This is a genomic window from Bradyrhizobium sp. USDA 4532 (genome assembly GCF_024171315.1).
Taxonomy (GTDB): Bacteria; Pseudomonadota; Alphaproteobacteria; order Rhizobiales; family Xanthobacteraceae; genus Bradyrhizobium; species Bradyrhizobium australafricanum.
The window spans coordinates 6,982,447-7,008,407 of sequence record NZ_JALJZN010000001.1 but is presented as its reverse complement, the minus strand read 5'-3'; the positions used below and the strand labels follow the sequence as shown (position 1 = coordinate 7,008,407).

Genomic DNA, 25,961 nt, shown 5'->3' with positions numbered 1-25,961 from the left:
CCGGAGCTTACCCACCCGGCCGGTGTCTTGTCGCTTACTTTCCGAGCTTGCCGAGCGCTTCGGTGAGCTCCGGAACCGCCTGGTAGAGGTCGGCGACCAGGCCGTAATCGGCGACCTGGAAGATCGGCGCGTCCTCATCCTTGTTGATGGCGACGATCACCTTGGAGTCCTTCATGCCGGCCAGATGCTGGATCGCGCCGGAGATGCCGACCGCGACATAAAGTTCCGGAGCCACCACCTTGCCGGTCTGGCCGACCTGCCAGTCGTTCGGCGCATAGCCGGCATCGACCGCGGCGCGCGAGGCGCCGACGCCGGCGCCGAGCTTGTCGGCGAGCGGCTCGATGTACTTGGCGAAGTTCTCGCGGCTCTGCATGGCGCGGCCGCCCGAGACGATGATCTTGGCCGAGGTCAGCTCGGGACGGTCGCTCTTGGCGACTTCCTCGCCGACGAACGTCGACAGGCCGGGATCGGCGGCCGCAGCGGCGTTATCGATCGCAGCGCTGCCGCCTTCGCCGGCGGCGGCGAAGGTCGAGGTGCGCACCGTAATCACCTTCTTGGCGTCCTTCGACTTCACGGTCTGGATCGCGTTGCCGGCATAGATCGGCCGCTCGAAGGTGTCGGGGGCGACGACCTTGATGATCTCGGAGACCTGCATGACGTCGAGCAAGGCCGCGACGCGCGGCATCACATTCTTGAAGCGCGAGGTCGCGGGCGCGACGAACGCGTCATAGCCAGGAGCCAGCGCGACGATCAGCGCGGCCAGCGGCTCGGCAAGGTCGTGTTCATAGGCCGGGCCTTCGGCCACCAGCACCTTGGTGACGCCGGCAAGCTTGGCGGCTGCTTCCGCCGCCGCCTTGGTGCCCTGGCCGCCACCGGCAACCAGCACATGGACATCGCCGCCGAGCTGGCTCGCCGCGGTCAGCGCCTTGTTGGTCGCGTCCTTCAGCGTCTCGTGGTCGTGTTCAGCAATCAACAGCGTCGTCATCAGAGAACCCCGGCTTCGGTCTTGAGCTTGTTCACGAGTTCGGCGACGTCCTTGACCTTGACGCCCGCCTTGCGGCCTGCCGGTTCCGCGGTCTTCAGCACTTCCAGACGCGGCGTCACATCGACGCCGTAGTCAGCGACGCTCTTGTCGTCGATCGGCTTCTTCTTCGCCTTCATGATGTTGGGCAGCGACGCATAGCGCGGCTCGTTCAGGCGCAGGTCGGTGGTGACGATCGCCGGGCCCTTGAGCTTGATGGTCTGCAGGCCGCCGTCGACTTCGCGGGTGACCTTGAAGTCGGATCCTTCGACCTCGAGCTTGGAGGCGAAGGTCGCCTGCGACCAGCCGAGCAGCGCGGCCAGCATCTGGCCGGTCTGGTTCGAGTCGTCGTCGATCGCCTGCTTGCCGAGAATGACGAGGCCGGGCTGCTCCGCCTCGACCACCGCCTTCAGGATCTTGGCAACAGCGAGCGGTTCGACATTGCCTTCGGCCTTGACCAGGATGCCGCGGTCGGCACCCATCGCAAGTCCGGTGCGAATGGTCTCGGAGGCCTGCGCGGGTCCGATCGACACCACCACCACTTCGGTCGCCTTGCCGGCTTCCTTCAGCCGCAGCGCTTCCTCGACGGCGATTTCGTCGAACGGGTTCATCGACATCTTGACGTTGGCGAGCTCCACGCCCGTCCCGTCACTCTTGACGCGGACCTTGACGTTGTAGTCGACGACCCGCTTTACCGGCACAAGAACCTTCATCGATCCTCTTTCGCTTTGATTTTATGGGTTTCGGTTGGCTGGCGCGGAACCTAAAGGTCCCGTTTCTCCCGGTCAACGCGCCAAAGCCAAAAAACCGTCCCCCGGTTTTGAACCAGTTTAGCGGTTCTGGCCCGGCACCCACAACACGTCTCCCGCTCCCTTACTGTTCTGGAAGCGGCTGGCAACGAACAGGAAATCCGACAGCCGGTTCATATACTGGATGCCAGCCCGATTGACCGGCTCGTCGGGTTGGGCGGCGAGTTCCACCATCATCCGTTCCGCGCGGCGACATATCGTCCGGGCGAGATGCAGATAGGCAGAGGCAGGCGTGCCGCCGGGCAGCACGAACGAGGTCAGCGGCGCGAGCTGGTCGTTCAGGCTGTCGATATCGCGCTCGAGCCGCTCGACCTGGCTTGCCAGCATCCGCAGACGTTCGGCCTTGCCCTCGCGTTCGGGCACCGCGAGGTCGGCGCCGAGATCGAACAGATCGTTCTGGATCCGGCCGAGCATCGCATCGACCGCGGGGCTGCCGGCAAGATGCAGCCGCACCACGCCGATCGCGGCATTGGTCTCGTCGACCGTGCCATAGGCGGCAATGCGCAGATCGTATTTCGGCCGCCGCTCGCCGGAGCCGAGCGCGGTGGTGCCGTCATCGCCGGTGCGCGTGTAGATCCGATTGAGAACGACCATGGCAGGCTCCGGTGTTCGATGTTCGAGTCCACCACTCCGATCGGGAGAGGTGGAGAATAGCCCGACAAATCTACCTCACCTAACGCCCCATCGCCCAGACCGCGAGCATTGCGATGACGATGGCGACGAACTGCAGCAGCACGCGCAGCCGCATCAGCTTCTGCGACGTGTTCGGCGAGCCCCCCTTCATCATGTTGATGAGGCCGAGCAGGAGCACCAGCGCGACGGCGCCGACGGCGATGGGAAGAATGATCGTGCTGAGGAGAGATGTCATTTGCGGTACATAACACCGCAGGACGCGGACTTCCACACAGCCCGGCCATGCAACCAACTGGCTTTTCAGCGCGTAATATCAGATGCTGGGTCGGTTCTCGGGCCGAGCGGTTTTCGACAATGCCGGGTGGAATGTGAAGCAGCTTCGTTACGTCACCCACGTCGTGATGGATGCCTTTTACACGTTCCTCGCCGACGACGGCTGGGCGATCGCGAGCCACATCGCGCTGTCGACGCTGATGGCGCTGTTTCCGTTCCTGATCGTGCTGACCTCGGTGGCCGGCTTCTTCGGCTCCAAGCAACTCGCCGACCAGGCGGTCGGGCTGATGCTGCAGGTCTGGCCGCAGCAGGTCGCCGAGGCGCTGTCCGGCCAGATCCACGACGTGCTGACCAACACCCGCGGCGATATCCTGACCATCGGCGCGGTGCTCGCGGTCTACTTCGCCTCCAACGGCGTCGAGGCGCTGCGGGTGGCGCTGAACCGCGCCTACGCCGTGATCGAGCCGCGGCGCTGGTACTGGCTGCGGCTGGAGTCGATCGGCTACACGCTGGTCGCGGCGTTCACCTCGCTCGCGATGGCTTTCCTGATCGTGCTCGGACCGCTGATCATCGAGGCGGCGCGGCGCTATATCCCGTTCTTCGTCGAATCAAACGAGAGCCTGCTCAACACCGCCCGCTACGGCGTCACGATCCTGGCGCTGGTCGTCGCGCTCTTCATCCTGCACGCCTGGCTGCCGGCGGGCCGTCGCAGCTTCACGCAAATCCTGCCCGGCATCATCTTCACCATGGTGGCCTCGCTGCTCTCGGGCATCGGCTTCGGCATGTACCTGGCACGCTTCGCCAACAACTACGTCACGATGTATGCGGGGCTGGCCTCGGTGGTGATCGCACTGGTGTTCCTGTATTTCATCGCCGCGATTTTCGTGTTCGGCGGCGAGTTGAATGCGGCGATCATCAAGTCGCGGTTGCCGCACGGCGTGTCGCTTCATGCAGCGCAGTCGCGAGCGCCCGCGGGGACACAGGCTTGACCAGGAAGCCGTCTGCACCTGCAGCGCGCGCCGTGGCTTCGTCCTCGGCCCGGCCGGAAATCCCGACAATCATGATGCGACCGTGCGGTGGCGGCAGCGCGCGGATGCGCTTGATCGCCTCGATGCCGCCGATGCCGGGCAGCACCATGTCCATCAGCACGGCGTCGAAGGCGCCCTGCACGAGCCGGTCGGGCGCGGCCTCGCCCTGACCGACGAATTCGGCGTGGTGGCCGAGCTCGGTCAGGATCGTGTTGAGCACGACGCGGCCGAACGGATTGTCCTCGACACTGAGCAGCCGCAGCCCTTGCGATAGCAGCGCCGCCGCGCTCTCGCCGGAGGCGGTGCCGGCTGGCCCTTCGGCGGGCGCCAGTTCCACCTTGAGCGTGAAGGTGGTGCCCCCGCCGGCGCGCCGGTCCGCGACGATGTCGCCGCCCATGGCGCGCGCGAGCTGCCTGACGGACGACAGGCCGAGCCCGGCACCGCCGAACCGCGCGGCGATCGAGACGTTGGCCTGCGAGAACGGCCGGAACAGGCGCTTGACCTCCGATAGCGTCAGGCCGATCCCGCTGTCGGAGATCGCGAACGCGACGCCGATCTTGTCGCCGGACCTTCCCTTCACCGCGCCCACCGGCACGATACGCAGCTCAATGCTGCCCTGCTCGGTGAACTTCACCGCGTTGTCGATCAGATTTTCCAGCGCCGCGCGCAGGCGGACGGGATCGCCGACCGCGAAGGCAGGCAACTGGTCGGAGACCTCGACGGAAGCCTGCAGCCCCTTGGCCGCCGCGCGGCCGGCCAACGAATCCGCTGCGTGACGCGCCAGCGTGCGCAAGTCGAAGAAATCCTGCCGGATCTCGAGCCCCGGCCCCTCGCTCCGGGCGGCGTCGACGAACAGGGTCGCAAGGCTCGCCAGATGTTCGGCGCCGGCCTTGATGGTGTCGACCCAGCGCCGCTCGCGCTCGCCGAGATCGGATGTCGCGAGCAGATTGCTGATCGCAAGGATTCCGGTGAGCGGCGTCCGCACCTCATGGGCAAAGGCGGCAAGCGCGGCATCGACCATGCCGGGACCGGCCTTCGGGGCCGGCTTGGGCACGGGCCGCTTGCGGCGCGGCCTGGCGGCCACCTTGGCGGCGCGGGCCTTGGCCGTTCGTGTCTTGGCAGTTCGTGTTTTGGCAGTTCGTGTCTTGGCAGCACGCGGTTTGGCGGCGCGCGCCTTCGGCGGCGTCCTTTTGGATGGCCGCTTGCTGCGCCGTGCGCGCGATTTTGACGCCATGGTCTCCGTGATCCCCGCCCCGGTCAACAACATGGCATGCCAGGCGGGCCGGAGTCACGGCGACGTTTACGGCGCGCCTGCGCAAAACGCCATGATGCGATCAAATGGCCAAAATCTACTGCAAACCGACCAGGCGGCGGATATCGGCCGGGCTCGCCCCAGCCGCCCGCAATTCGCGCAGTCCGGTCGCCTGGGTCGATTTCGACAGCTTTTGGCCGGCCGCGTCTCGGATCAGCCGGTGGTGCCGGTAGTTTGGCGCGGGCAGGCCGAGCAGTTCCTGCAACAGCCGATGCACGCTGGTCGACCAGAACAGGTCAACGCCCCTGACGACATCGGTAACGCCCTGCAGGGCGTCATCGATCACGACCGAGAGATGGTAGCTGGTTGGGGTCTCCTTGCGCGCCAGGATCACGTCGCCCCAGGCCTCAGGCCGGGCCACGACGTCTCCGCTCTCGCCAGCCGGCCCCTCGCCCGCTTCCAGCCAACGCAGGTCGCCGGCGCGCGCGCGGGCTGAGGCCATGTCGAGCCGCAACGCGAACGGCACACCCTGCCCGATCAGCCGGTCGCGCGCCGCGGCCGACAGCGATTTGGCCAGCCCCGGATAAAGCGGCACGCCGTCCGGATCGCGCGGCCACGCGCCGCCGGCCTCGCGCTCCGCGACCAGCCGCGCGATCTCGGCCCGGCTTTCGAAGCTCGGATAGACCAGCCGCTGGGCCGACAGGCGGTCGAGCGCCGCGCCATAGGCGCCGAAATGCTCGGACTGCCGCCGCACCGGGGTCTCCCAGGCGATGCCGAGCCAGGCCAGATCCTCATAAATCGCCTGCTCGAATTCCGGCCGGCAGCGCGTCGCGTCGATGTCCTCGATCCGCAGCAGCAAGCGTCCGCCCGACTGCCGCGCGAGGTCGTGGTTGAGCAGCGCCGAATAGGCGTGGCCGAGATGCAGGTAGCCGTTCGGACTCGGCGCGAAGCGGAAAGCGGGTGGCATGGTCATCGGTCACGCGTCATTGCCGGGCTTGCCCCGGCGACTCTGGTTCATGCGCCCGGACAAGACTCTGTTACGATAGGAGATCGATGCGCGGGTCAAGCCCGCGCCTGACAAGCCGATGCAGACCCCGCAAATGCTGATTCATCTCGAAACCCAGGCCGACCTCGACGACGCGATCCATAAACTTGTCGAGCAGGACCGCCGCCTGCGCCCGATCCTGGAGCTGACCGGCATGCCGGCGATCCGGCAGCGCGAGCCCGGATTTGCCGGGCTTGCCGCGATCATCTGCGGCCAGCAGCTCTCGACCGCGAGTGCGGCGGCGATCTGGGGGCGCGTCAGCACGGCGTTCGACCCGTTCCACCATGACGCGATCCGCAAGGCGCGGGCCGACCGGCTCGGCCGGCTCGGGCTGTCGGCGGCCAAGATCAAGACGCTGAAGCACATCGCGCGCGAGCTCGCCGAGGAGCGGCTGAACCTCGACGTCCTTGCCAATGAGGAGGCCGATGCGGCGCACAACACGCTGACGGCGCTGCCCGGGATCGGCCCGTGGACCGCCGATGTCTATCTGCTGTTCTGCCTCGGCCATGGCGATGCCTGGCCCGCGGGCGACCTCGCCGTGCAGGAAGCGGTCAAGGTCGGGCTCGGCTTGAAGGATCGGCCGACGCCGAAGCAGATGGCGCCGCTTGCGGAGCCGTGGCGTCCGCTGCGCGGCGCCGCAGCGCATCTGTGGTGGGCATATTATCGCGTGCTCAGAAATCGCGAGGGCGTGATCGCCGGTGCAAAGTAGTCGTGGAGAAAAACACACCAACTGCGTGATCGCGTGATATAGAATCAGCAGACATATAGTTTTTCAATTTGCCGGCCTCGCCCATTTTGCACGCGCAGCACGTCCTTATTGCAAGGAGACGGACCTGATTTCTTTCCGTATCCCGCTGACGCTTCTCTCGTTATCCCTGGGCGCGATCGCCGCGGCGTGGTGGTGGCTCGGCATCCCGGTCGACCTGCCGCGCGCGCCGATCGATCCGAACGACAAGGTGCAATGCATCTCGTACGCGCCGTTCCGTAACAATCAGACATCGCTTTCGCCGGCGACGCAGGTCTCGCCGGAACAGATCGCGGAAGACCTCGCGCAACTCGCGAAGATATCCGACTGCATCCGCACCTATGCGACCGATCTTGGTCTCGATCAGATTCCCGCACTCGCGGCCAAGGCGGGGCTGAAGGTCATCCAGGGCATCTTCCTCGATCGAGACCGCAAGAAGAATGCAACGCAGGTCGCCACCGCGATCCGCCTCGCCCAGGAATATCCGGAAACCATCATCGCGCTCGTGGTCGGCAACGAAGTCTTGCTACGCAAGGAAATGTCGGCTTCCGACCTTGCCGCCACGATCCGCTCGATCAAGGCGCAGGTCTCCGTGCCCGTCACCTATGCCGACGTCTGGGAATTCTGGCTGAGCAATCGCGAGCTTTCCGACGCCGTCGACTTCGTCACGGTTCACATCCTGCCCTATTGGGAAAATGTTCCAATCCGGGCGGAAGATGCCGCCGCTCACGCCGACGAGATGCGCCGGCAGATCGCCGCGGCTTTTCCAGGCAAGGAAATCTTTATCGGAGAAATCGGCTGGCCCAGCGAGGGGCGCATGCGCGAGTCCGCGCTGCCGTCCCGCATCAATCAGGCGCGAGTGGTTTCGGAGGTCCTCGACCTTGCCCGGCGCCAGCATTTCCGCGTCAACCTGTTCGAGGCCTATGATGAAGGCTGGAAGCGGGAGATCGAGGGCACGGTCGGCGGCTCCTGGGGCCTGTTCGATTCCGAGCAGCGCATGCCGAAATATCCGCCGGGCCAACCGGTCAGCAATTTTCCGCTCTGGAAGCTGCAAATGGTCAGCGGAATGGGCCTGGCGATCCTCGTCTTCGGCGCGGCATGGCTGACCTTGCGCCGCAAGCCGAGAAAGCCCGCATTCGCGTCATGGCTTGCGGTCGCGCTATCGGCGACCACGGCTGGAATCCTGTTTGGCGTCGCCGAGCAAAGATTGGTCTATGAAAGCTACGGAACGGGAGGCTGGCTTGTGTGGGGCTCGCTGCTGGTGGCGGCCACGGCTTCGCCGGTGTTGAGCGCCAACGCCCTGATGTCGGGCCGCGCACCGCCCAGCTTTTTCGAAGTGTTGGGTCCGAAGGGTCACCACACTGAATCGGTGCTGGCAACCCTGCACGGACTGGCCTTGATGATCACCGTCGTGATCGGCACGGCGACCGCAATCGGTCTCGTGTTCGACCCGCGCTTCATTGATTTCCCTTTCGCGCCTCTCACCATGGCGGCGGTGCCCTTTGCGGCCGTGACGCTGCTCAATCCTCCCACGAAGGGAATCCGCCCACTGGCGGAGTCGATCTTTGCCGGCATTTTCATTGCAACGGCGATCTACACAGGATTCAACGAAGGGGCGGAGAACTGGCAGTCGCTGTGGACCTGCGCGGCCTTTGTCCTGCTCGCGGTGACGCTGTTGCGGGCGCGTGCTTGACAACGCGACCTAGAGCGTTTCCCGTTCCGATGGAATCGGAACGGCGCTCTAGATTCTTGTTTTGACGCGTTTTCTTCACGCGAACCGGTATCCACTTCGCTCGAAAACGCTCTAGCCGCGCAGCCTGACGCGATCCTCGCGCGCGCAGTCGGTGACGAAGCCGATGACGGCGCGCACCGCGGGAAGCTCGACCAGATCGGGATGGGCGAGCAGCCAGAGATCGGAGAGGCTCGAGAGCTTTTGCGGCGCGACCCGCACCAGATCGGGGTAGTCGGCCCCGACCAGGCAGGACAGCGCGCAAATCCCGAGCCCAGCCCGCGCCGCTGCCAGCATGTCGCCTTGCGAGGAACAGCGCATCACCAGCGTGCCCTGCCGGGTGATGACATCGCTCCAGCGCGCCAGATGCGCGTTCGAGGCTTGGTCGGCAAAGCCGATCACATGGTGGCCCCGCCACTCGTCCCGCCGCTCCGGCAGCTTGCGGCCTGCCGCATAGTCGCGGGAAGCGTAGAAGCCGGTGCCGAGCCGCCCGATCTTGCGCCCGATCAGGTTCTCCTCGCCCGCATCGACCGGCCGTAGCACCACGTCGGCCTCGCGGCGGCGCACGCTGGCCGGGAACGGATGGGTGATGATCTCGAGCTGGATGTTGGCGTGATCGCGCAGGAACGGGCCGAGGCGCGGCATCAGCCAGTGCGCGGCCAGCGTCGCGCCGATCGACAGCTTCACGACACCGCGCGCCTGCCCACCGGTGGCGGACGCGGCCGCCTCCGCGCGCAAGGCCGCCGCGGCCATCGCTTCGGCGTGCTCGCGGAATTTGCGGCCATGCGACGTCAGCGACAGGCCGTCATTGGAACGCGCGAACAGGCGGGTGCCGAGTTGCTGCTCGAGCGCCGCGACGTTGCGGCCGACGGTGGGATGGCTGATGCGCAGCCGCCGTGCCGCCCCGGCAAGGCTGCGTGTCTCCGCCACCGCGACGAATGTCTTGCAAAGCTCCCAGTCCATGCCGCTCCCCTTCTTGCGACATCGTTCATTTCTGGTCGATCCGATGTTCAATATTGAACGTCATGACCGAGCCGTCCAGCCTTATATTGCCGCGCCAAGAGCGCCACCGCTCCAGCCATCACAATAAATCGCGATCCGCCCCGGCTGCCGGCCGGGCGACGCGCATGGAGGATCCGAAAATGACGCTGCCCGTTTCGCTCGCCAACAGGCTTGAACTGCCGGTCGTCGGCTCCCCGCTGTTCATCGTCTCGGGGCCCGAACTCGTGATCGCGCAGTGCAAGGCCGGCATCGTCGGCTCGTTCCCGGCGCTGAACGCCCGCCCGGCCGAAAAGCTCGACGAATGGCTGACCCAGATCGAGAACGAGCTCGGCGAGTACCAGGCGCTGCATCCGGAAAAGAAGGTCGCACCCTACGCCGTCAACCAGATCTGCCACGCCTCCAACGACCGGCTGATGCGCGACATGGAAACCTGCGTGAAGCACAAGGTACCCGTGATCATCACCTCGCTGCGCCCGCCGTCCGAGATCGTCGAGGCCGCGCACTCCTATGGCGGCGTGGTGTTCCACGACGTCATCAACGTGAAGCACGCGCGCAAGGCCGCCGAGCAGGGCGTCGACGGCCTGATCCTGGTCTGCGCCGGCGCCGGCGGCCATGCCGGCACGCTGTCGCCGTTCGCACTGGTGCGCGAGGTCAAGCAATGGTTCAACGGCACGATCCTGCTGTCAGGCGCGATCTCCGACGGCTGGAGCATCGCATCCGCGCTCGCGCTCGGCGCCGACCTCGCCTATATCGGCACCCGCTTCATCGCGACCGAGGAAGCCAACGCCGATATCAGGTACAAGCAGGCGCTGACCGAATACGCCGCGCACGACATCATCTATTCGAACCTGTTCACCGGCGTGCACGGCAACTATCTCGGACCGTCGATCGCGGCGGCAGGCCTCGATCCGGGCAATCTGCCGGCCGCCGACAAATCCAGCATGAACTTCGGCTCCGGCGGCAACATGAAGGCCAAGGCCTGGCGCGACATCTGGGGCTCGGGCCAGGGCATCGGCCAGATCACCGACGCCCCGCCGGTCGCCGAACTGGTGGCGCGGCTCAAGTCCGAGTTCGCCGCGGCGCGCGGCGACTTCCTGCGCGCCAGCGCCTGACGCTGTTTCACAAAGTCCGGGAGCGAACCATGAAACGAGCGCAACACGCGCTGGCAGCCGCGCTTGCGGTCTGCGCGATAGCCAGCACGGCCGCCGCCGACAACGGCAACGAAGCGATCCGGATCGGCCAGACGCTGCCCTATAGCGGACCGGTCTCCGGCTTCGGCACCATCGGCCGCGCCCAAGAAGCGTTTTTCGCGAGGGTCAACGCGGAGGGCGGCATCAACGGCCGGCAGGTGAAATTCATCACGCTGGACGACGCCTATTCGCCGCCGAAGACCGTCGAGCAGACCCGCAAGCTGGTGGAGCAGGAGGAGGTGCTGATGATGTTCGGCTCGCTCGGAACCGCCACCAACAACGCCGTGCACCGCTATCTCAACAGCAAGAAGATCCCGCAATTGTTCGTGCTGAGCGGCGCGACCAAATGGGCCGACCCGAAGACCTATCCGTGGACCATGCCAGGCATGGCGTCCTACGAATCTGAGGGCGTGGTCTATGCCAAATATGTGCTGCAGGCCAAGCCCGACGCAAAGGTCGCGATCCTTGCGCAGAACGACGATTTCGGCCGCGACTATGTCGCCGGCTTCAAGCGTGCGCTCGGCGGCAAGGCCGCGAGCATGATCGTCGCGGAAGCGAGCTACGAGACCTCAGCGCCCACCATCAGCTCGCAGCTCGCGACCCTGAAGGCGTCCGGTGCCGATGTGCTGTTCGGTGTCGTGCTCGGCAAGTTCACGCCGCAGATGATCAAGGGCGTGGCCGAGATCGGCTGGAAGCCGGACCTGTTCTTCGTGCCGACCTCCGCGTCGTCGATCTCGTTCCTGGAGCCCGCCGGGCTCGAGAACGCGGTCGGCCTGATCTCGTCCAGCAACCAGAAGGACACGATGGATGCGCAATGGGCCGATGATCCCGCCGTGAAGGACTATCTTGCCTTCATGAAGCAGTACCTGCCCAATGCGGACCTCAGCAACTCGAACTACTCGGCGGGCTATCATTATGCGACACTGCTGATGGCCGTGCTGAAGGCCTGCAAGAACGATTTCAGCCGCGAAAACATCATGCGCCAGGCGGCGTCATTGCGCGACGTTCCGCTGCCGCTATTGTTGCCGGGCATGACGGTATCGACCGGGCCGGACGACTACCTGCCGTTCCAGCAGTTGCGGCTGCGCCGGTTCAACGGCAAGAGCTGGATCAGCTTCGGCGAGATCCTGGACGATCGCTAGAAGACGAGGCGCGACATGGTCATCAGCGGCGAAAGACAGATCAGCTACGGCGACATTCACGCCCGCATCGCGCGGGCGGCCAGCGGCTTCCGGGCGCTCGGCGTGCAGGGCGGCAAGCCGGTCGGCATGATGCTGCGCAACGATTTCGCGCTGTTCGAGGTGGTCGCGGCTTCGGCCGCGCTCGGCAGCCCGGTGGTGCCGATCAACTGGCATCTGAAGGCCGACGAGGTCGCCTACATCCTGTCCGACAGCGGCGCCGACACGCTGGTCTGCCACGCCGATCTGCTGCCGCAGATCCGCGACGGGCTGCCGCCGGCAATCAAGCTGCTCGTGGTGACGACGCCGCCGGAAATCGCCGCGGCCTACGGCGTGGCGCCGGCGATCACCCCCGTGCCCGACGGCATGACCGACTGGGACGTCTGGCGCGAGACGCATCAACCGCTGACCGACGCGCCGATCGGCGCGGCGCCGATGTTCTACACCTCGGGCACAACAGGGCTGCCGAAGGGCGTCAAGCGCAAGCCGATGCGGCCCGAGCAGCAGGCGGCGGCCGCGCGCGTCGGCGCCATCACCTACGGCGTCAAGCCGAACGAGGATCAGGTGATCCTGATGAACGGCCCGATGTATCATTCGGCGCCGCACTCCTACGGAATGCTCGCGTTCCGCAACGGCTGCAAGATCGTGCTTGAGCCGCGCTTCGATCCGGAAGATCTGCTGCAACTGATCGAGCGCCACCATGTCACCCACATGCATATGGTGCCGACCATGTTCGTGCGGCTGCTGCGCCTGCCCGAGGAGACGCGGCGCCGCCACGACCTGTCGTCGCTGCGCTTCATCGTCCACGGCGCGGCGCCCTGCCCTGTCGACGTCAAGCGCGCGATGATCGAGTGGTGGGGACCGGTCATCAACGAATATCTCGGCTCGACCGAGACCGGCATCCCGGTCTGGCATTCGTCAGCCGAAGCGCTGGCCAAGCCCGGCACCGTCGGCCGCGCGATCGAAGGCGGCATCGTCAAGATCTTCCGGCCCGACGGGACGCAATGCGACGTCGGCGAGCCCGGCGAGATCTTCATGCGTCAGACGTTGATCTCGGACTTCGACTATCACGGCAACGCCAAGGCGCGCGCCGAGGCCGATCACGACGGACTGATCAGCGTCGGCGATGTCGGCTATCTCGACGCGGACGGCTATCTGTTCCTGTGCGACCGCAAGCGCGACATGGTGATCTCGGGCGGCGTCAACATCTATCCCGCCGAGATCGAGAATGCCCTTATCGGCATGGCAGGCGTCCGCGACTGCGCGGTGTTCGGCGTTCCCGACGACGAATACGGCGAGCGGCTGTTCGCCTGCGTCGAGCCGGAAGCCGGCGCGACCCTGTCGATCAGCGCGATCCAGGATTTTCTCCGCGGCAAGCTCGCCAACTTTAAGGTGCCCAAGGATATCCGCTTCATGGACGCGCTGCCGCGGGAAGCCACCGGCAAGATCTTCAAGCGCAAGCTGCGCGACCTCTACCGCGAAGGACAGCTTCGCTGAACGATGTGACGGCGAAGCGAACGGCGTTTGAAACTTAGTTGCTGTTGCAAAAGGCCGGCAATCGACGCAACGATGCCGGCGCATCGGAAGCTGGGATCATCGCCATGAACTCGACCGACTTCATCGTCATCCGCAACGACCTGCAACAGTGCAAGGTGATCGAGACGCAGTTGCCCGATGCCGCGGCGCTGCCGGCCGATGCGCTGCTGGTGAAGGTGACCCGCTTCGCCTTCACCGCCAACAACATCACCTACGCCGTGATCGGCGAGCAGCTGAAATACTGGCATCTGTTCCCGGCGCCCGAGGGCTACGGCATCATCCCGGTGTGGGGCTTTGGCGAGGTGCTGATCTCGAAACATCCGATGATCGCCGTCGGCGAAACGCTGTTCGGCTATCTCCCGATGGCGGCCCATCTGGTGATCGAGGCGGCCGACGTCAACAAGCGCGGCCTGCGCGATGGCGCGGCACACCGGCAGGAGGTCTCGCCGGTCTACAACGCCTATGCCCGCGTCTCCGGCGATCCGACCTATGCCGGTCAGCAGGGCGATTTCCGCGCACTGCTGCTGCCCTTGTTCATGCTGTCGTTCCTGGTCGACGACGCCCTCGCCGAGAATGCGTTCTACGGCGCACGCCGCGTCATCCTGTCGTCGGCCTCGAGCAAGACCGCGTTCGGCCTCGCCCATCTCGTGCACAAGCGGGGTATCCCCGTGATCGGGCTGACCTCCAAGGGCAATGTCGATTTCGTCAGCTCGCTCGGTTGCTATGACGAGGTCGTCACCTATGACCAGGTCGCCGCGATCCCGGCGGCCGAGCCGACAGCCTATGTCGACATGGCCGGCAACAGTGCGCTGCGCGAAAGTCTGCACCGGCACTTCGGCGCGCAGATGGTCTATTCCGGCCGGGTCGGGCTGACGCACCGTGCGAGCGAGGCGGAGGAGCCGACGCTGCCAGGCGCCAAGCCGGTCTGGTTCTTCGCCCCGGACCAGATCCGCAAGCGCGCCAAGGAATGGGGTCCCGGCGGCATCGACCAGCGTTTTGGCGCCGCATGGGCGGAGCTCGTGCCGCATCTGCCGAATTGGCTTGACGTGGTCGAGCGGCGGGGCCCGGCCGCGGTGCGCGAGGCCTATCTCGATACCCTGCAAGGCCGCGTTCCACCGGATCAAGGCCTGATCCTGTCGCTGGCCGAATAGGCGCTATCTCGTCGCGCCCTTTCTGCACGCCTTCGAATGGGTATAGGCTTCGCGGAAAGGGAACGCCGCCAAGAAAATATCAGCAAGGCGGCCGATGGCGAGAAACGCTCAATGCTCGACAAGACGGACGATATTTCGGTCGCCGCCGACAATTGGCTTGTGCAGTTCGAAGATGCGCTGGCGAGCCCGGACGATGTGCTGCTGAAGCCACTGTTCCATCCCGACAGCTACTGGCGCGACGTGCTGGCGCTGAGCTGGAACATCCAGACCGTCAACCGGGCCTTCGCAATCATCGAGGAGCTGCCGGCGCATGCGCGTCACAGCGCGCCGCATGACTTCCGCATCGATGCCGATCGCGCCCCGCCCCGACGGGTGACGCGCGCTGGTACCCATGCGATCGAGGCGATCTTCAAATTCGAGACGGCGGTTGGCCGCGGCCACGGCATCGTGCGGCTGATCCCCGATGCCGCCGACGACGATCGCCTGAAGGCCTGGACCTTGCTGACGGCGCTCGAGGAGCTGAAGGGTTTTGAGGAGCAGCAGGGCCACACCAGGCCGCGCGGGCAGTCCTATTCGCGCGACTTCCGCGGCCCCAACTGGCTCGACCTGCGCAAGGCATCCGCCGAATATGCCGACCGCAACCCTGATGTGCTGGTGGTCGGCGGCGGACAGGCCGGGCTTGCGATCGCCGCGCGGCTGCAGCAGCTCAAGATCGACGCGCTGATCGTCGACCGCGAGGCGCGCGTCGGCGACAATTGGCGCAAGCGCTATCACGCGCTGACCCTGCACAACCAGGTACAGGTCAATCATTTGCCCTACATGCCATTCCCGCCGAACTGGCCGACCTACATCCCGAAGGACAAGCTCGCCAACTGGTTCGAATCCTATGTCGACGCCATGGAGCTGAACTTCTGGACCGGCACCGAATTTGTCGGCGGCAGCTATGACGATGCGGATGGGCGTTGGACCGTCGAGCTGCGCCGCGCCGACGGCACGACACGGACAATGCAGCCGCGCCATGTCGTGATGGCGACCGGCGTCAGCGGCATTCCCAATCTGCCCGACATCCCCGGTTTGAAAGATTTTGGCGGCAAGGTGATGCATTCCAGCCGCTACGAGGACGGCGAGAACTGGACCGGCAAGCGCGCGCTCGTGATCGGCACCGGCAACAGCGGCCACGACATCGCGCAGGACCTGCATTCCTCGGGCGCCGAGGTCACGCTGGTACAGCGCTCCTCGACGCTGATCACCAATATCGAGCCGTCGGCGCAGCTGGCCTATGCCGCCTACAATGAAGGTACGCTCGAGGACAATGATCTGATCGCGACCTCGATGCCGCTCGTGCTCGCCAAGCGCAGCCATGTGCTGATGACCGAGCAGTCGAAAGAGCTCGACAAGCCGCTGCTCGACGGCCTCACGCGCAAGGGCTTCAAGCTTGATTTCGGCGATGGCGGCACCGGCTGGCAGTTCAAGTACCTGACCCGCGGCGGCGGCTATTACTTCAACGTCGGCTGCTCCGATCTCGTCGCGAGCGGCGCGGTCGCCCTGCAGCAATTCACCGACATCGACACCTTCGTCAGCGAGGGCGCGCGGCTGAAAGACGGCGAGATCATTGCCGCCGACCTGATCGTGCTCGCGACCGGCTACCGGCCGCAGGAAGAGCTGGTGAAGAAGCTGTTCGGCGAGGCGATGGCCGCGCGCGTCGGCCCGATCTGGGGCTTCGGCGACGGCCAGGAGCTGCGCAACATGTACACCCGCACGCCGCAGCCCGGCCTGTGGTTCATCGCCGGCAGCCTCGCGCAATGCCGCATCAATTCGCGCTATCTCGCATTGCAGATCAAGGCGATCGAGGAAGGCCTGTTGCCGCGCGACGTCGGGCCACGGGCGGATTTTTCCTAACCCCACCATCGTCATTCCGGGCTGGTCCGAAGGACCAGACCCGGAATCTCGAGCTTCCGGGTTCGATGCTGCGCATCGCCCCGGAATGACGGCTCAGAGGAGAGACAACATGCCAATCACCCTCGGCACCGGCGAACACCGCTATCGCGTGGTGGAGAACTTCGCAAAACTGCCCGACGGCTGGAGCCTGACCGATGTCGCGTCCGTCGCAGTCGACAGCAAGGACCGTGTCTATGTCTTCAACCGCGGCGACCATCCGATGGTGGTGCTCGACCGCGCAGGGAATTTCATCAAGAGCTGGGGCGAAGGCGTGTTCTCGCGTGCCCACGGCCTGCATATCGACGCCGACGACAATCTCTATTGCACCGATGACGGCGACCACACCGTGCGCAAATGCTCGACCGACGGCAAGGTGCTGCTGACGATCGGCATCCCGAACAAGCCGGCGCCGTTCATGAGCGGCGAGCCGTTCCACCGCTGCACCCATACCGCGCTGTCGCCGAAGGGCGAGATCTATGTCTCCGATGGCTACGGCAATGCCTGCGTCCACAAATACACGCCGGATGGCAAGCTGATCAAAACCTGGGGCGAGCCCGGCACCGACCCCGGCCAGTTCAACATCGTGCACAACATCGCGACCGACGCCGATGGCTGGGTCTATGTCGCCGACCGCGAGAACCACCGCGTCCAGGTGTTCGACGGCAACGGTAAATACGAGACGCAGTGGAACAACCTGCACCGGCCCTGTGCGCTGTGCTGCTGCGGCGGTGGCAAGCAGCCGAACTTCGTGATCGGCGAACTCGGCCCTGGCATGGCGGTGAATCGCAAGGTGCCCAATCTCGGCCCGAGACTGTCGATCGTGGATCACACCGGCAAGCGCATCGCGCGCCTCGGCGGCGAGCAAGGCCCCGGCGTCGAGACCGGCAAATTCCTGGCGCCGCACGGCATCGCGCTGGATTCCCGCGGCGACATCTATGTCGGCGAAGTCGGCGTCACCGACTGGAAGACCAGCTTTCCGGACACCGAGATGCCGGCCGCGGTGCGCGTGACGCGGTGCCTGCAGAAGCTGGAGAAGGTTTAGATTCAGTCTCCCACCGTCACTCCATCACCGTCACCCTGAGGAGCGCGCATCGCGCGCGTCTCGAAGGGTCGACGGCCCCCGGCTGGTGGCCGTGCATCCTTCGAGACGCCGCTTCGCGGCTCCTCAGGATGACGGGTCGAAAAGCGTTCCCGCGCAATCAAATCTCGCCGATCACCTCGCGGCGGCGCTGCTCGGATTCTTCCGCGTAGCGCCGCATGGCGTGCGCTTCGGTGAGCAGGCCGATCGGCCGGCGGTCACCTTCGACCACGGCGAGCGATTCCGCTTCGGCCGCGTCGAACACCGCGATCGCCTCCTGCACGTTCATGCCGGGATGCAGCACCACATCGGCATAGCGCAGAATCGCGGCAAGCCCCTTGTCGGCCTCGATATCGGGCGCATGCGCTTCGGCGACCAGCGCAAGCCCGGCGTAATGCCCCTCGCCGTCGACCGCGACGACCTGGGTCTTCGAGCCCGGGGGGAATTCCTCGCGGAACGCCTCGATCGGCATCGCGGCGTTCACCGTCGTCATGTCCTGCCGCATCATCTTGCCGACCGTGAGATCGCGGATCCAGCCGATATCGGCGGCGCTGCGGATAGTCTCGCCGCGCAGATGCAATCGCCAGGTCGCGAACGAATAGCCGAATAGCTCGCGCGTGATCGTGGTCGAGATGATGACCGCGACCAGCACCGCGGTGGTAAGCCAGAGGTTGCCGGTGGATTCCAGCGCGATGAACGACATCGTCAGTGGACCGCCGATCACCGAGGCCGACAGCGCGCTCATGCCGATCACCGCATAGGCGTTGGGGTCGAGGTTCAGCCCCGGCCACACGATGTCGACGCCGGCGGCGAACAGCCGGCCGCCGAGCGCGCCCATGAACAGCGTGGCGAAGAACAATCCGCCACGAAAGCCCGAGCCGAGCGAGATGATCGAGGCCACCGCCTTCAGCGCGAACACGCCGGCGATGAAGGCAAGCGGCATCGCCACGATGCCGGCGAAGCGCAGCGCGCCATGGCCCGACGACATCACCTGCGGCGTCAATAGCGCCATCGCGCCGACCGCAAGCCCGCCGAGCGCCGGCCGCAGCGGCGGCCACAGCCGGCTCTTGGTCAGCAGCGCCTCGCACAGCGTCACCCCGCGCATGATCGCAATGCCGGTCAGGGCCGCGACCATGCCGAGCAGCGCTGCAATCGCAAGATCCCGTCCGAGCACATCGCCGACGGTTCCGACGCCGACGCCGAGCGGCAGCGGTTCGAAGGCATGGGCAACGAAGTAGCCGGTCACCGCCGCCACGCCGACCGGGGTCAGGCTGGCCGGCGTATAGCCGCCGATCACAAGCTCGAAAGCGTAGAACGCACCCGCAAGCGGCGCGCTGAAGGCGCCGGCGATCGCCGCCGCCGCACCGCAGCCCACCATGATTCGCTGGTCGTTGCGGCGGAGGTGAAAGCCGCGCCCGAGCGAGGCGGCGAGGCCGCTGGAGAGCTGGGTGTAGCCGGCCTCGAGCCCGACCGAGCCGCCGACGCCGCTTGACCAGATCGTCTGCAGCGCCACGATCACGCTGCCGCGGAACGACATCCGCCCGCCATAAAGCGCGTTGGCCTCGATCGGGTCGATTTCGCGGGCCGGCCGCACCCGGAGCAACAGAAGGAATGCAAATCCCAGCAGCAGGCCGCCGATCGTGGGAACCACGAGCGCGCGCACGGGATCGATGCTGGGCTGGCTCGACAACCGGTCGCCGAGCGGCAGATTGAACAGTACCGAATGCAGCACCGTGACGAGGCCGCTCATGACCGCCACCACGAGGCCGCCAATGGCGCCGATCAGCACCGCCAGCACCACAAGGCTCGTCTCGTGCGCGCGCACGAACGCGCGCAACCGGCGCGGCGCCTCGAGATAGCTTGAGGTCGTGGTCATCGGCAGGGTCCGTCACTGGCCGACAGGGCCTTGCGGCTCCCTTTACGGGCCTCGCGGGCGGGAGGCAATCGGGGCAGGAACATGGCAGGGCGCGGCGGATAAGCCGCTCATTGCTCTTCACAATCCCGTCACGCTGCCTGTAGTATGTGAGTGCATGCTGCTTCGCAGCTAGTGGGAGTCAGGAGCGTTATTTGAACGCACATGTCTCGCAAGGCGGTTGGCCGGTGCTGGTCTTGAATGCGGACTTCCGGCCGCTGAGTTATTACCCGCTGTCGCTCTGGTCCTGGCAGGACGCGATCAAGGCGGTGTTCCTCGATCGTGTCAACATCGTCGAATATTACGACCGGGCGGTACGAAGTCCTTCCTTCGAAATCCAGCTGCCGAGCGTCGTATCCCTCAAGTCCTTCGTCAAGCCGACCACCCACCCCGCCTTCACCCGGTTCAACGTTTTCCTGCGCGACCGATTCAGCTGCCAGTATTGCCTGTCGGGCGACGATCTCACCTTCGATCACATCATTCCGCGCAGCAAGGGTGGCCAGACCACCTGGGAGAACGTCGTCGCCGCCTGCTCGCCCTGCAATTTGCGCAAAGGCAATCTGACGCCGCAGCAGGCCAAGATGTTTCCGAAGCAGACGCCCTACGCCCCGACCGTGCATCAGCTGCATCGCAACGGCCGGCTGTTTCCGCCGAACTATCTGCACGAGAGCTGGCTCGATTATCTCTACTGGGATACTGAGCTCGATCCGTAGAGCGCGCTGGCGCGCATCGTCGTCACATCGAATGCAAGCCGTACTGCTGTGATTTGGATCAGGCGGGTCGCTTGGTGAGGGCCGCTTCACCCTCCTCGCGCCCGGGAACGCTGACGTGGACCTCGTGCCCCATCCTGATCGCCAGAGCCGCGGCGGCCGCCGCGGATTCGAATGCAGCTTCCTTGGTGGCGTATCCGCCGTTGAGATTGCCGTCGTGCAGGACGCCCCATTCCTCGCCGGCTGCAATCACCGCATATTGAGCCAATCCCATCGTCTCCTCCTTGCGCCAGCGGCGCTGCGTCAGGTCTCATTCCGCTTGTATCTGTCGCGGACGACCTCCTCGCCGGCCTGCACCGTGCGCCTGCTGCGAAAATGGTGTTGAAGCACGCCGAAGATCAAAGCGGTCAGCAGCACGAGCGCTCCGATGCCGTAGATGATCTCAAGGCCCATATCCATTTGGTCTCTCCAGGCCTTGTTCTCAAAGCCTTGTTCTCGAAGCCTTGCTCTCTTGCCGCCCGCCGGGGCGGCATCGTTCATCCGCTCTTCGCGGCACTGTCGATGCTTTCGCGGTGAATTTCGCGGGCGTCGCTGCCGATCACCGAGATGTAGTAGCCGCGGCCCAGATATTCCTGTCGGGTCTCCGCAAGGTCGATGGCGAGCCGCTTGGCCACCGCAATGGCTTCATCGCGGTCGGCAACCGGCTGACCGGTTGCATCGATCACACGCTCATCATTCACGATCGCGAAATGAAAGGCGGACATTGGCTATCTCCGCGCATCAATGCGTGTTCGATTCATGCCACTTTTCCAGGTCCGGCTTCTCGTCTCCGGAGGCCTTCGCGTCTCCTGAGCGCCTCGCATCTCCGGAGCGCTGCTCCTTCTCCGGGTTTCCCTTCCACGGCTTGTCGGTTTGCGCGTGCGAACCCCAGTCGCTCGAGCGTCCGGAATCCTGCGTTACCGGCTTTCTGTTCATGACAATCTCCTCAAGAACAGAAGCATCTGTATCCCGATGTGTTCCTAACCCGCCGCGCTCAAGGTCCGCCCGCAACCGAGCATAACCAGCGCATCGAGGTCGATCCCGCAGCAGTACTGACACTCCCTCACGCAGGATCGCATTCGCGTGATCATCCGCGATGTTCGTACTATATCGTTGTATCCTAATAGTTCGTATCCTATCTAGTTTACATGCCTTCACAGTCCCATATCCACGCCGAGATCGGCCGCCTGGTGACCAGACTGGCCCGGATCTGGCGCCGCGAGTCGGATCAGGCCTTGTCCGACCACGGACTGTCCTACGCGACGGCGATTCCGCTACTGGTGTTGTCCCGCCAGGGGGAAAACGTCCGGCAAGGCGTGCTTGCGGATGAATTGGGAATCGAGGGGCCTTCACTGGTGCGGCTGATCGATCTGCTGCAGTCTGAAGGCCTGGTCGAGCGTCGCGAGGACCCGACCGACCGGCGCGCCAAGACGCTGCATCTCACCGCGGCCGGCGGAGCCAAGGTAGAGGAGATCAATCGGGTGCTGCGTCGCGTACGGGCCAGCCTGCTGAAGGATATCGGCAGCGCGGAACTTGCGGTAACCTTCGAGACGCTGCAGCTCATCGAGCAGCGGGCGAGCCGCCTGCAGGACGCCAGGACTGCGCCAGCCAGGACTGCTCCAGAGGCGAAATAGTCATGCGCGCGGAAGAGCCGTTCCTGGTCCGCCACGCGGATCTCATCTTCGCGTTGAAGACGTTCGCGGCGTCGATGCTGGCGCTTGTCATCGCCCTGGCGATCGATCTGCCGCGTCCCTATTGGGCGATGGCGACGGTCTACATCACCTCGCAGCCGCTGGCCGGCGCGACCAGCTCGAAGGCGTTCTTCCGCGTGATCGGTACGCTGGTCGGCGCGAGCGTCACGGTCGCCCTGGTGCCGAACCTGGTCAATGCACCGGAGCTACTGTGCCTCGCGATCGCGCTCTGGGTCGGGCTCTGTCTCTATTTATCGCTGCTCGACGGCACGCCGCGCAGCTATGTCTTCATGCTGGGCGGATATACCGTCGCGCTGATCGGCTTTCCGTCGGTGGCCGAACCGGGCAGCATCTTCGATGTAGCGCTGGCACGAGTCGAGGAGATCTCGCTCGGCATCATCTGTGCGAGCCTGGTGTCGACGGTGGTGTTTCCCCGCAGCGTCGCGCCGGCGGTCGGCGGCCGCATCAGGAGTTGGCTGTCGGATGCGCGCCGTCTGTCCCGCGACGTGCTGCTTGACCGCGGGACCGGCGAGACGCGCCGGGCCCAACGCCTCCGTCTTGCGACCGACATTGTCGAGATCGATACGCTGGCGACCCATGTCGCCTATGACCGGCTGGCCGACGCCGGCACCGTGCGTGGCCTCGGCGAGGTCCGGCTGCGCATGCTGATGCTGTTGCCGATCATCACGTCGATCGAAGACCGGCTTACCGCACTTGGCGAAGCGGCGCTGCAACGGCAACCGGAGCTGCAACGCCTGATCGGCGATCTCGCCGCATGGATCGTGGGCGAGGACCGCCAGCGGCAATCCGGCGAGCAGATCCGCACCGCAATCGCCGAGCGGCAATCTGCGCTCGACGGCATCGCGCCGCGGGAACGCATCATCACGATCAGCCTGCTGCTCCGGCTGCGCGAGCTTGCCGACATTTCGGCCGACTGCCGCGCGCTGGGCGATGCGATCACCGCGGGCCGGGATATCTCCAGCGTCCAGCTGGCGTTCCACCCGGAGTCGGGGGCCGCACCGGTCCGTCATCGCGACCACGGCATGGCGCTGTGGTCGGCCGCGGGCGCGGCGGTCGCCATCCTGATCTGCTGCGGCCTGTGGATTGCGACCGGCTGGGCCGATGGCGCCTCGGCGCCGATGATGGCGGCGGTCGCCTGCTCCTTCTTCGCCGCACAGGACGAGCCTGCGCGCAGCATCCGGGCCTTCGGCCTGTTTTCACTGGTCGCGATCGTCATCGTCGCAATCTATCAGTTCGCGCTGGTGCCCGGCATCTCCCATGTCGAGGTCCTGATCGCGGCACTGGCGCCGACCTTCCTCCTGTACGGCTTTTTGATCGCACGACCCAAGACCGCGCCGATCGGCATGGCGCTCGCCGCCAACACCGCGACGCTGCTCGCGCTGCAATCGACCTACAGCGCGGATTTCGCCAGTTTCGCCAACACGTCGGTCGCCTTCTTCCTCGGTGTTGTGATCGCGGAGATCGTAACGCGGATCGCACGCGGCGTCGGCGCCGAATGGATCGCCAAGCGGCTGATGACGTCGAGTTGGCAGGCGCTCGCGGTCGCGGCCGAGCGGCGCGGCCACGGCGATCGCGCGCAGTTTGCCGGCCTGATGCTGCATCGGCTCGGACTATTGGTCCAGCGCATCGCCTTCATCTCCGAGAGCGACCGCCGTGATGCCGACAGCCTGGTCCAGCTCCGCATCGGGCTCAACATCATCGACCTCCGGCGGGCCCGCTACGGCCTCGCCGCAGTGACCGTGCGTGCCATCGACGACATGCTGGACGACCTCGCGGCGGCGTTTCGCGCCCGTGCGGACCAGGCAATGCCGGCCGAACTGTTGTCATGCATCGATGCGGCGCTGACCGCGGTCGTCAAGGACCCCAATGAGCGCGCGCGGGACGATGCGTTGCTCGGCCTCGTCGGCATCCGCCGCGGCCTGTTTCCGGATGCACCCGCGTATCGATCGCGGCCCGAGGAGAGCTTTGCCGCATGAGATATGAGCTCGACATTTACGGCGTGCTCGTTCCGGCGCTGCTGCTGTGGCTGATCGTTGCCTATGCATTGAGCGCAGTGGCGAGCCGGATCATGCAGCGCTTCGGGTTCTACCGGCTGGTGTGGCATCGCGCGTTGTTCAATTTCGCCCTGTATGTATGCCTGCTCGGCGTCGTGGTTTATCTTTCGGAGTTTCTGCCATGAAAGGGAATTTCGCCTGGCTCGGCCGGGTTGCGCTGACCGCGGTCGCCGTCATCGCTGCACTCGCTGTCGCTCGCGCGCTCTGGGTCTACTATATGGAATCGCCGTGGACCCGCGACGGCAGGGTCCGCGCCGACGTGATCCAGGTGGCTCCCGACGTCTCCGGCTTCGTCACCGACGTGCTGGTCAGGGACAATCAGCCGGTGCATCGTGGCGACATCCTGTTCCGGATCGATCGCGCACGCTTTGCCCTGGCACTGAAGCAGGCCGATGCAGCGGTCGCCGGCCATCGCGCGACGCTGGATCAGGCCGACGCCGACCTCAAACGCTACAGCTCGCTGACCACCGATGCGGTGTCGCAGCAGAAGCAGGAGCAGGTTCTGGCGACGCAGCTGCAGGCCAAGGCGGCCTATGACCAGGCGGTCGCCGACCGCGCCGTCGCGCAGCTCAATCTGGATCGCAGCGAGGTGCACGCTTCGGTGAACGGCACCATCACCAATATGGACCTGCGGCCGGGCGCTTACGTCACCGCAGGCAAGGGCGTGATGGCGCTGGTCGACACCGACACGCTGCATGTGGAGGGCTATTTCGAGGAGACCAAGCTCGCGCGCATTCGCGTCGGCGACAAGGCGCAGATCCGGCTGATGGGCGAGCCGGTGCGGCTCACCGGACATGTCGAGAGCATTGCAGCCGGCATCGAGGATCGCGACCGCGCGGCAGGCGCGAGCCTGCTCGCAAACGTCAACCCGACCTTCAGCTGGGTTCGGCTCGCACAGCGCATCCCCGTGCGCATCGCGCTGGACCACCTGCCGGATCGCATCGCGCTGGTCGCCGGCCGTTCGGCGACGGTCGAGATCATGGACTAGCCGGCTGGCCGGGCGCATCCGCGGCGACAGCATCGAGCCGGTGCACCTTACTGCGTCTCGTCGACCACTCGGCCTATCGCACGCCGTAGCGTGTGAAATCGTCGCCGATGCTGCCCTGGATCGCCTTGGCCGCCGCCATGTCGGTATTGCCGCCGGCCTTGTCACCCTGCTTCAACTTCGCCAGGCCGCGGCCATAAAGAGCGCTTGCGAGCTTGGGATCGATGCGAAGTGCGGAGCTGTAGTCGGCGATCGCCGCGCCCAGCTCGCCGGTCTTCAGATAGATAAGGGCACGCGAGTCATACGTCGCGGCGTTGGTTGACGCCAATTGAAGGGCCTTGTTGCAATCTTCCAGCGCCGCCTGCAATTCGCCGAGGATGGCCCGGCTCCAGCAGCGTCCGTTCCACACCCCGTCGAGCTTCGGCTCGAGGCGAATTGCCTCATCGTAGTCCTGCGCCGCGCGTGCATAATCGTTCTTCTTCAAATAGGCGCCGGCGCGGTTGGCGAAGGCCTCGCCGTAGTTCGGGTTGAGCTTGATCGCCTGATCGAAGGCGTCGGTCGCGCGATCATATTCGCGCTTCCTGAGATAGGCCACGCCGCGGTTGTTGAACGGCTTGGTGTAGGTCGGATTGAGTTCGATCGATCGATCGAAATCCCGGATGGCGCCGTCATAGTCTCCCTTGGCGGCGTAGGCGTTACCACGGTTGTTATAGGCGATCGCGAGGCCAGCCTGGGTCATGTCCTGCCCCGCATCGATCAGCGCCGTGCAGGCAGCAATGCGCGCCTCGGCCGGTGTGCGATCGAGGCCGCTGCACAATCCGATAGTGCGGAGATAGCTATCCTTCTTCGGGTTCTGCGCGACCGCCGGCAACACGGGGAGCGTCGCAACGAGAAGCGATATCAGGCTGACAATTGCGCCGGCGCTTGCACGAAATTTCATA

General features: G+C 65.5%; 27 protein-coding genes. 14 read left to right on the top strand and 13 right to left on the bottom strand.

Going from position 1 to position 25,961, the window contains the following annotated elements; genetic code table 11:
- Positions 1–34: 34 nt before the first annotated feature.
- The 4 genes from J2R76_RS32180 to J2R76_RS32165 form a co-directional block, all read right to left on the bottom strand.
- Positions 35–985 carry an electron transfer flavoprotein subunit alpha/FixB family protein gene (locus tag J2R76_RS32180; RefSeq protein WP_057017750.1) on the bottom strand — a complete coding sequence of 317 codons (951 nt, stop codon included), beginning with the start codon at positions 983–985 and terminating at the stop codon, positions 35–37.
- Positions 985–1,734: an electron transfer flavoprotein subunit beta/FixA family protein gene (locus J2R76_RS32175; protein ID WP_016845285.1), complete on the bottom strand. Its 750-nt coding sequence runs from the start codon at positions 1,732–1,734 to the stop codon at positions 985–987. Before J2R76_RS32175 ends, J2R76_RS32180 begins: the two co-directional genes overlap by 1 nt.
- A gap of 117 nt (positions 1,735–1,851) precedes the next feature.
- A complete protein-coding gene (locus J2R76_RS32170) occupies positions 1,852–2,424 on the bottom strand; it encodes a cob(I)yrinic acid a,c-diamide adenosyltransferase (RefSeq protein WP_253625356.1) in 573 nt (190 codons plus the stop codon).
- 79 nt (positions 2,425–2,503) lie between these two features.
- Entirely contained in the window at positions 2,504–2,698 is a 195-nt protein-coding gene (locus J2R76_RS32165) for a twin transmembrane helix small protein (protein ID WP_028340366.1), read from the bottom strand.
- A gap of 166 nt (positions 2,699–2,864) precedes the next feature.
- Here J2R76_RS32165 and J2R76_RS32160 point away from each other — a divergent pair, with 166 nt between their 5' ends.
- Positions 2,865–3,725, top strand: a complete 861-nt coding sequence (locus J2R76_RS32160) for a YihY/virulence factor BrkB family protein (RefSeq protein ID WP_370143883.1) — start codon at positions 2,865–2,867, stop codon at positions 3,723–3,725.
- On the opposite strand, the gene J2R76_RS32155 is transcribed toward J2R76_RS32160, so the two are convergent.
- Complete coding sequence (locus J2R76_RS32155) at positions 3,652–4,998, bottom strand: ATP-binding protein (RefSeq protein ID WP_253625355.1); 1,347 nt, start codon at positions 4,996–4,998, stop codon at positions 3,652–3,654. The genes J2R76_RS32160 and J2R76_RS32155 overlap by 74 nt on opposite strands.
- Before the next feature lie 115 nt (positions 4,999–5,113).
- On the bottom strand, positions 5,114–5,983 hold the full coding sequence (gene gluQRS / locus J2R76_RS32150) for a tRNA glutamyl-Q(34) synthetase GluQRS (RefSeq protein ID WP_168857844.1): 870 nt from the start codon (positions 5,981–5,983) through the stop codon (positions 5,114–5,116).
- A gap of 133 nt (positions 5,984–6,116) precedes the next feature.
- Here gluQRS and J2R76_RS32145 point away from each other — a divergent pair, with 133 nt between their 5' ends.
- Both J2R76_RS32145 and J2R76_RS32140 read left to right on the top strand, forming a co-directional pair.
- A complete protein-coding gene (locus tag J2R76_RS32145) occupies positions 6,117–6,770 on the top strand; it encodes a DNA-3-methyladenine glycosylase (RefSeq protein WP_253625354.1) in 654 nt (217 codons plus the stop codon).
- Between the two features lie 166 nt (positions 6,771–6,936).
- On the top strand, positions 6,937–8,499 hold the full coding sequence (locus J2R76_RS32140) for a glycosyl hydrolase family 17 protein (protein WP_229193515.1): 1,563 nt from the start codon (positions 6,937–6,939) through the stop codon (positions 8,497–8,499).
- 111 nt (positions 8,500–8,610) lie between these two features.
- On the opposite strand, the gene J2R76_RS32135 is transcribed toward J2R76_RS32140, so the two are convergent.
- Entirely contained in the window at positions 8,611–9,498 is an 888-nt protein-coding gene (locus J2R76_RS32135; RefSeq protein WP_057017747.1) for a LysR family transcriptional regulator, read from the bottom strand.
- Between the two features lie 179 nt (positions 9,499–9,677).
- On the opposite strand from J2R76_RS32135, the gene J2R76_RS32130 reads away from it, so the two are divergent.
- The 6 genes from J2R76_RS32130 (at position 9,678) to J2R76_RS32105 (ending at position 17,572) form a co-directional block, all read left to right on the top strand.
- Positions 9,678–10,649 (top strand): nitronate monooxygenase family protein, encoded by a 972-nt coding sequence (locus J2R76_RS32130; RefSeq protein WP_253625353.1) that lies wholly within the window; start codon positions 9,678–9,680, stop codon positions 10,647–10,649.
- 29 nt (positions 10,650–10,678) lie between these two features.
- A complete protein-coding gene (locus J2R76_RS32125) occupies positions 10,679–11,869 on the top strand; it encodes an ABC transporter substrate-binding protein (protein ID WP_253625352.1) in 1,191 nt (396 codons plus the stop codon).
- 15 nt (positions 11,870–11,884) lie between these two features.
- Positions 11,885–13,402, top strand: a complete 1,518-nt coding sequence (locus tag J2R76_RS32120) for an acyl-CoA synthetase (RefSeq protein ID WP_253625351.1) — start codon at positions 11,885–11,887, stop codon at positions 13,400–13,402.
- Positions 13,403–13,506: 104 nt separating this feature from the next.
- Positions 13,507–14,592, top strand: coding sequence for a DUF2855 family protein (locus J2R76_RS32115; protein WP_057017777.1), 1,086 nt, complete (start codon positions 13,507–13,509; stop codon positions 14,590–14,592).
- A gap of 111 nt (positions 14,593–14,703) precedes the next feature.
- Positions 14,704–16,491: an NAD(P)/FAD-dependent oxidoreductase gene (locus J2R76_RS32110; protein WP_229190370.1), complete on the top strand. Its 1,788-nt coding sequence runs from the start codon at positions 14,704–14,706 to the stop codon at positions 16,489–16,491.
- A 109-nt stretch (positions 16,492–16,600) separates the two neighbouring features.
- Entirely contained in the window at positions 16,601–17,572 is a 972-nt protein-coding gene (locus J2R76_RS32105) for a peptidyl-alpha-hydroxyglycine alpha-amidating lyase family protein (protein WP_253625350.1), read from the top strand.
- A 157-nt stretch (positions 17,573–17,729) separates the two neighbouring features.
- Here the strand turns inward: J2R76_RS32105 and J2R76_RS32100 are convergent, their stop codons facing one another.
- Positions 17,730–19,484, bottom strand: a complete 1,755-nt coding sequence (locus J2R76_RS32100) for a chloride channel protein (RefSeq protein WP_253625349.1) — start codon at positions 19,482–19,484, stop codon at positions 17,730–17,732.
- Positions 19,485–19,675: 191 nt separating this feature from the next.
- Here J2R76_RS32100 and J2R76_RS32095 point away from each other — a divergent pair, with 191 nt between their 5' ends.
- The gene (locus tag J2R76_RS32095) at positions 19,676–20,233 is read left to right on the top strand and encodes an HNH endonuclease (RefSeq protein WP_016845270.1); all 558 of its coding nucleotides are present in this window, start codon (positions 19,676–19,678) and stop codon (positions 20,231–20,233) included.
- 58 nt (positions 20,234–20,291) lie between these two features.
- Here J2R76_RS32095 and J2R76_RS32090 read toward each other — a convergent pair whose 3' ends face one another.
- Genes J2R76_RS32090 through J2R76_RS32075 form a run of 4 tightly spaced genes read right to left on the bottom strand, consistent with a single transcriptional unit; the run spans position 20,292 to position 21,205 of the window.
- Entirely contained in the window at positions 20,292–20,504 is a 213-nt protein-coding gene (locus tag J2R76_RS32090) for a hypothetical protein (RefSeq protein ID WP_028333636.1), read from the bottom strand.
- A 29-nt stretch (positions 20,505–20,533) separates the two neighbouring features.
- Complete coding sequence (locus J2R76_RS32085) at positions 20,534–20,770, bottom strand: hypothetical protein (protein ID WP_229190373.1); 237 nt, start codon at positions 20,768–20,770, stop codon at positions 20,534–20,536.
- Entirely contained in the window at positions 20,767–20,994 is a 228-nt protein-coding gene (locus J2R76_RS32080) for a DUF6894 family protein (protein WP_057017740.1), read from the bottom strand. Before J2R76_RS32080 ends, J2R76_RS32085 begins: the two co-directional genes overlap by 4 nt.
- A 16-nt stretch (positions 20,995–21,010) precedes the next feature.
- Positions 21,011–21,205: a hypothetical protein gene (locus J2R76_RS32075; RefSeq protein ID WP_076827404.1), complete on the bottom strand. Its 195-nt coding sequence runs from the start codon at positions 21,203–21,205 to the stop codon at positions 21,011–21,013.
- A 212-nt stretch (positions 21,206–21,417) separates the two neighbouring features.
- Between J2R76_RS32075 and J2R76_RS32070 the strand changes: the two genes are divergently transcribed.
- Genes J2R76_RS32070 through J2R76_RS32055 form a run of 4 tightly spaced genes read left to right on the top strand, consistent with a single transcriptional unit; the run spans position 21,418 to position 25,023 of the window.
- Positions 21,418–21,903 (top strand): MarR family winged helix-turn-helix transcriptional regulator, encoded by a 486-nt coding sequence (locus J2R76_RS32070; RefSeq protein ID WP_057017738.1) that lies wholly within the window; start codon positions 21,418–21,420, stop codon positions 21,901–21,903.
- 2 nt (positions 21,904–21,905) lie between these two features.
- Complete coding sequence (locus J2R76_RS32065; protein ID WP_253625348.1) at positions 21,906–23,957, top strand: FUSC family protein; 2,052 nt, start codon at positions 21,906–21,908, stop codon at positions 23,955–23,957.
- Entirely contained in the window at positions 23,954–24,160 is a 207-nt protein-coding gene (locus J2R76_RS32060) for a DUF1656 domain-containing protein (protein WP_092080457.1), read from the top strand. The genes J2R76_RS32065 and J2R76_RS32060 overlap by 4 nt, the downstream gene beginning before the upstream one ends.
- A complete protein-coding gene (locus J2R76_RS32055) occupies positions 24,157–25,023 on the top strand; it encodes an HlyD family secretion protein (protein WP_253625347.1) in 867 nt (288 codons plus the stop codon). Before J2R76_RS32060 ends, J2R76_RS32055 begins: the two co-directional genes overlap by 4 nt.
- A gap of 73 nt (positions 25,024–25,096) precedes the next feature.
- Here J2R76_RS32055 and J2R76_RS32050 read toward each other — a convergent pair whose 3' ends face one another.
- Complete coding sequence (locus J2R76_RS32050) at positions 25,097–25,960, bottom strand: tetratricopeptide repeat protein (protein WP_253625346.1); 864 nt, start codon at positions 25,958–25,960, stop codon at positions 25,097–25,099.
- Position 25,961 lies beyond the last annotated feature (1 nt).

Coding starts and splice junctions, on each gene's coding strand:
- J2R76_RS32180 (WP_057017750.1), bottom strand. CDS start 985: ATGACGACGCTGTTGATTGCTGAACACGACCACGAGACGCTGAAGGAC.
- J2R76_RS32175 (WP_016845285.1), bottom strand. CDS start 1,734: ATGAAGGTTCTTGTGCCGGTAAAGCGGGTCGTCGACTACAACGTCAAG.
- J2R76_RS32170 (WP_253625356.1), bottom strand. CDS start 2,424: ATGGTCGTTCTCAATCGGATCTACACGCGCACCGGCGATGACGGCACC.
- J2R76_RS32165 (WP_028340366.1), bottom strand. CDS start 2,698: ATGACATCTCTCCTCAGCACGATCATTCTTCCCATCGCCGTCGGCGCC.
- J2R76_RS32160 (WP_370143883.1), top strand. CDS start 2,865: ATGGATGCCTTTTACACGTTCCTCGCCGACGACGGCTGGGCGATCGCG.
- J2R76_RS32155 (WP_253625355.1), bottom strand. CDS start 4,998: ATGGCGTCAAAATCGCGCGCACGGCGCAGCAAGCGGCCATCCAAAAGG.
- gluQRS (WP_168857844.1), bottom strand. CDS start 5,983: ATGCCACCCGCTTTCCGCTTCGCGCCGAGTCCGAACGGCTACCTGCAT.
- J2R76_RS32145 (WP_253625354.1), top strand. CDS start 6,117: ATGCTGATTCATCTCGAAACCCAGGCCGACCTCGACGACGCGATCCAT.
- J2R76_RS32135 (WP_057017747.1), bottom strand. CDS start 9,498: ATGGACTGGGAGCTTTGCAAGACATTCGTCGCGGTGGCGGAGACACGC.
- J2R76_RS32130 (WP_253625353.1), top strand. CDS start 9,678: ATGACGCTGCCCGTTTCGCTCGCCAACAGGCTTGAACTGCCGGTCGTC.
- J2R76_RS32125 (WP_253625352.1), top strand. CDS start 10,679: ATGAAACGAGCGCAACACGCGCTGGCAGCCGCGCTTGCGGTCTGCGCG.
- J2R76_RS32120 (WP_253625351.1), top strand. CDS start 11,885: ATGGTCATCAGCGGCGAAAGACAGATCAGCTACGGCGACATTCACGCC.
- J2R76_RS32115 (WP_057017777.1), top strand. CDS start 13,507: ATGAACTCGACCGACTTCATCGTCATCCGCAACGACCTGCAACAGTGC.
- J2R76_RS32110 (WP_229190370.1), top strand. CDS start 14,704: ATGCTCGACAAGACGGACGATATTTCGGTCGCCGCCGACAATTGGCTT.
- J2R76_RS32105 (WP_253625350.1), top strand. CDS start 16,601: ATGCCAATCACCCTCGGCACCGGCGAACACCGCTATCGCGTGGTGGAG.
- J2R76_RS32100 (WP_253625349.1), bottom strand. CDS start 19,484: ATGACCACGACCTCAAGCTATCTCGAGGCGCCGCGCCGGTTGCGCGCG.
- J2R76_RS32090 (WP_028333636.1), bottom strand. CDS start 20,504: ATGGGATTGGCTCAATATGCGGTGATTGCAGCCGGCGAGGAATGGGGC.
- J2R76_RS32085 (WP_229190373.1), bottom strand. CDS start 20,770: ATGAACGATGCCGCCCCGGCGGGCGGCAAGAGAGCAAGGCTTCGAGAA.
- J2R76_RS32080 (WP_057017740.1), bottom strand. CDS start 20,994: ATGTCCGCCTTTCATTTCGCGATCGTGAATGATGAGCGTGTGATCGAT.
- J2R76_RS32075 (WP_076827404.1), bottom strand. CDS start 21,205: ATGAACAGAAAGCCGGTAACGCAGGATTCCGGACGCTCGAGCGACTGG.
- J2R76_RS32070 (WP_057017738.1), top strand. CDS start 21,418: ATGCCTTCACAGTCCCATATCCACGCCGAGATCGGCCGCCTGGTGACC.
- J2R76_RS32065 (WP_253625348.1), top strand. CDS start 21,906: ATGCGCGCGGAAGAGCCGTTCCTGGTCCGCCACGCGGATCTCATCTTC.
- J2R76_RS32060 (WP_092080457.1), top strand. CDS start 23,954: ATGAGATATGAGCTCGACATTTACGGCGTGCTCGTTCCGGCGCTGCTG.
- J2R76_RS32055 (WP_253625347.1), top strand. CDS start 24,157: ATGAAAGGGAATTTCGCCTGGCTCGGCCGGGTTGCGCTGACCGCGGTC.
- J2R76_RS32050 (WP_253625346.1), bottom strand. CDS start 25,960: ATGAAATTTCGTGCAAGCGCCGGCGCAATTGTCAGCCTGATATCGCTT.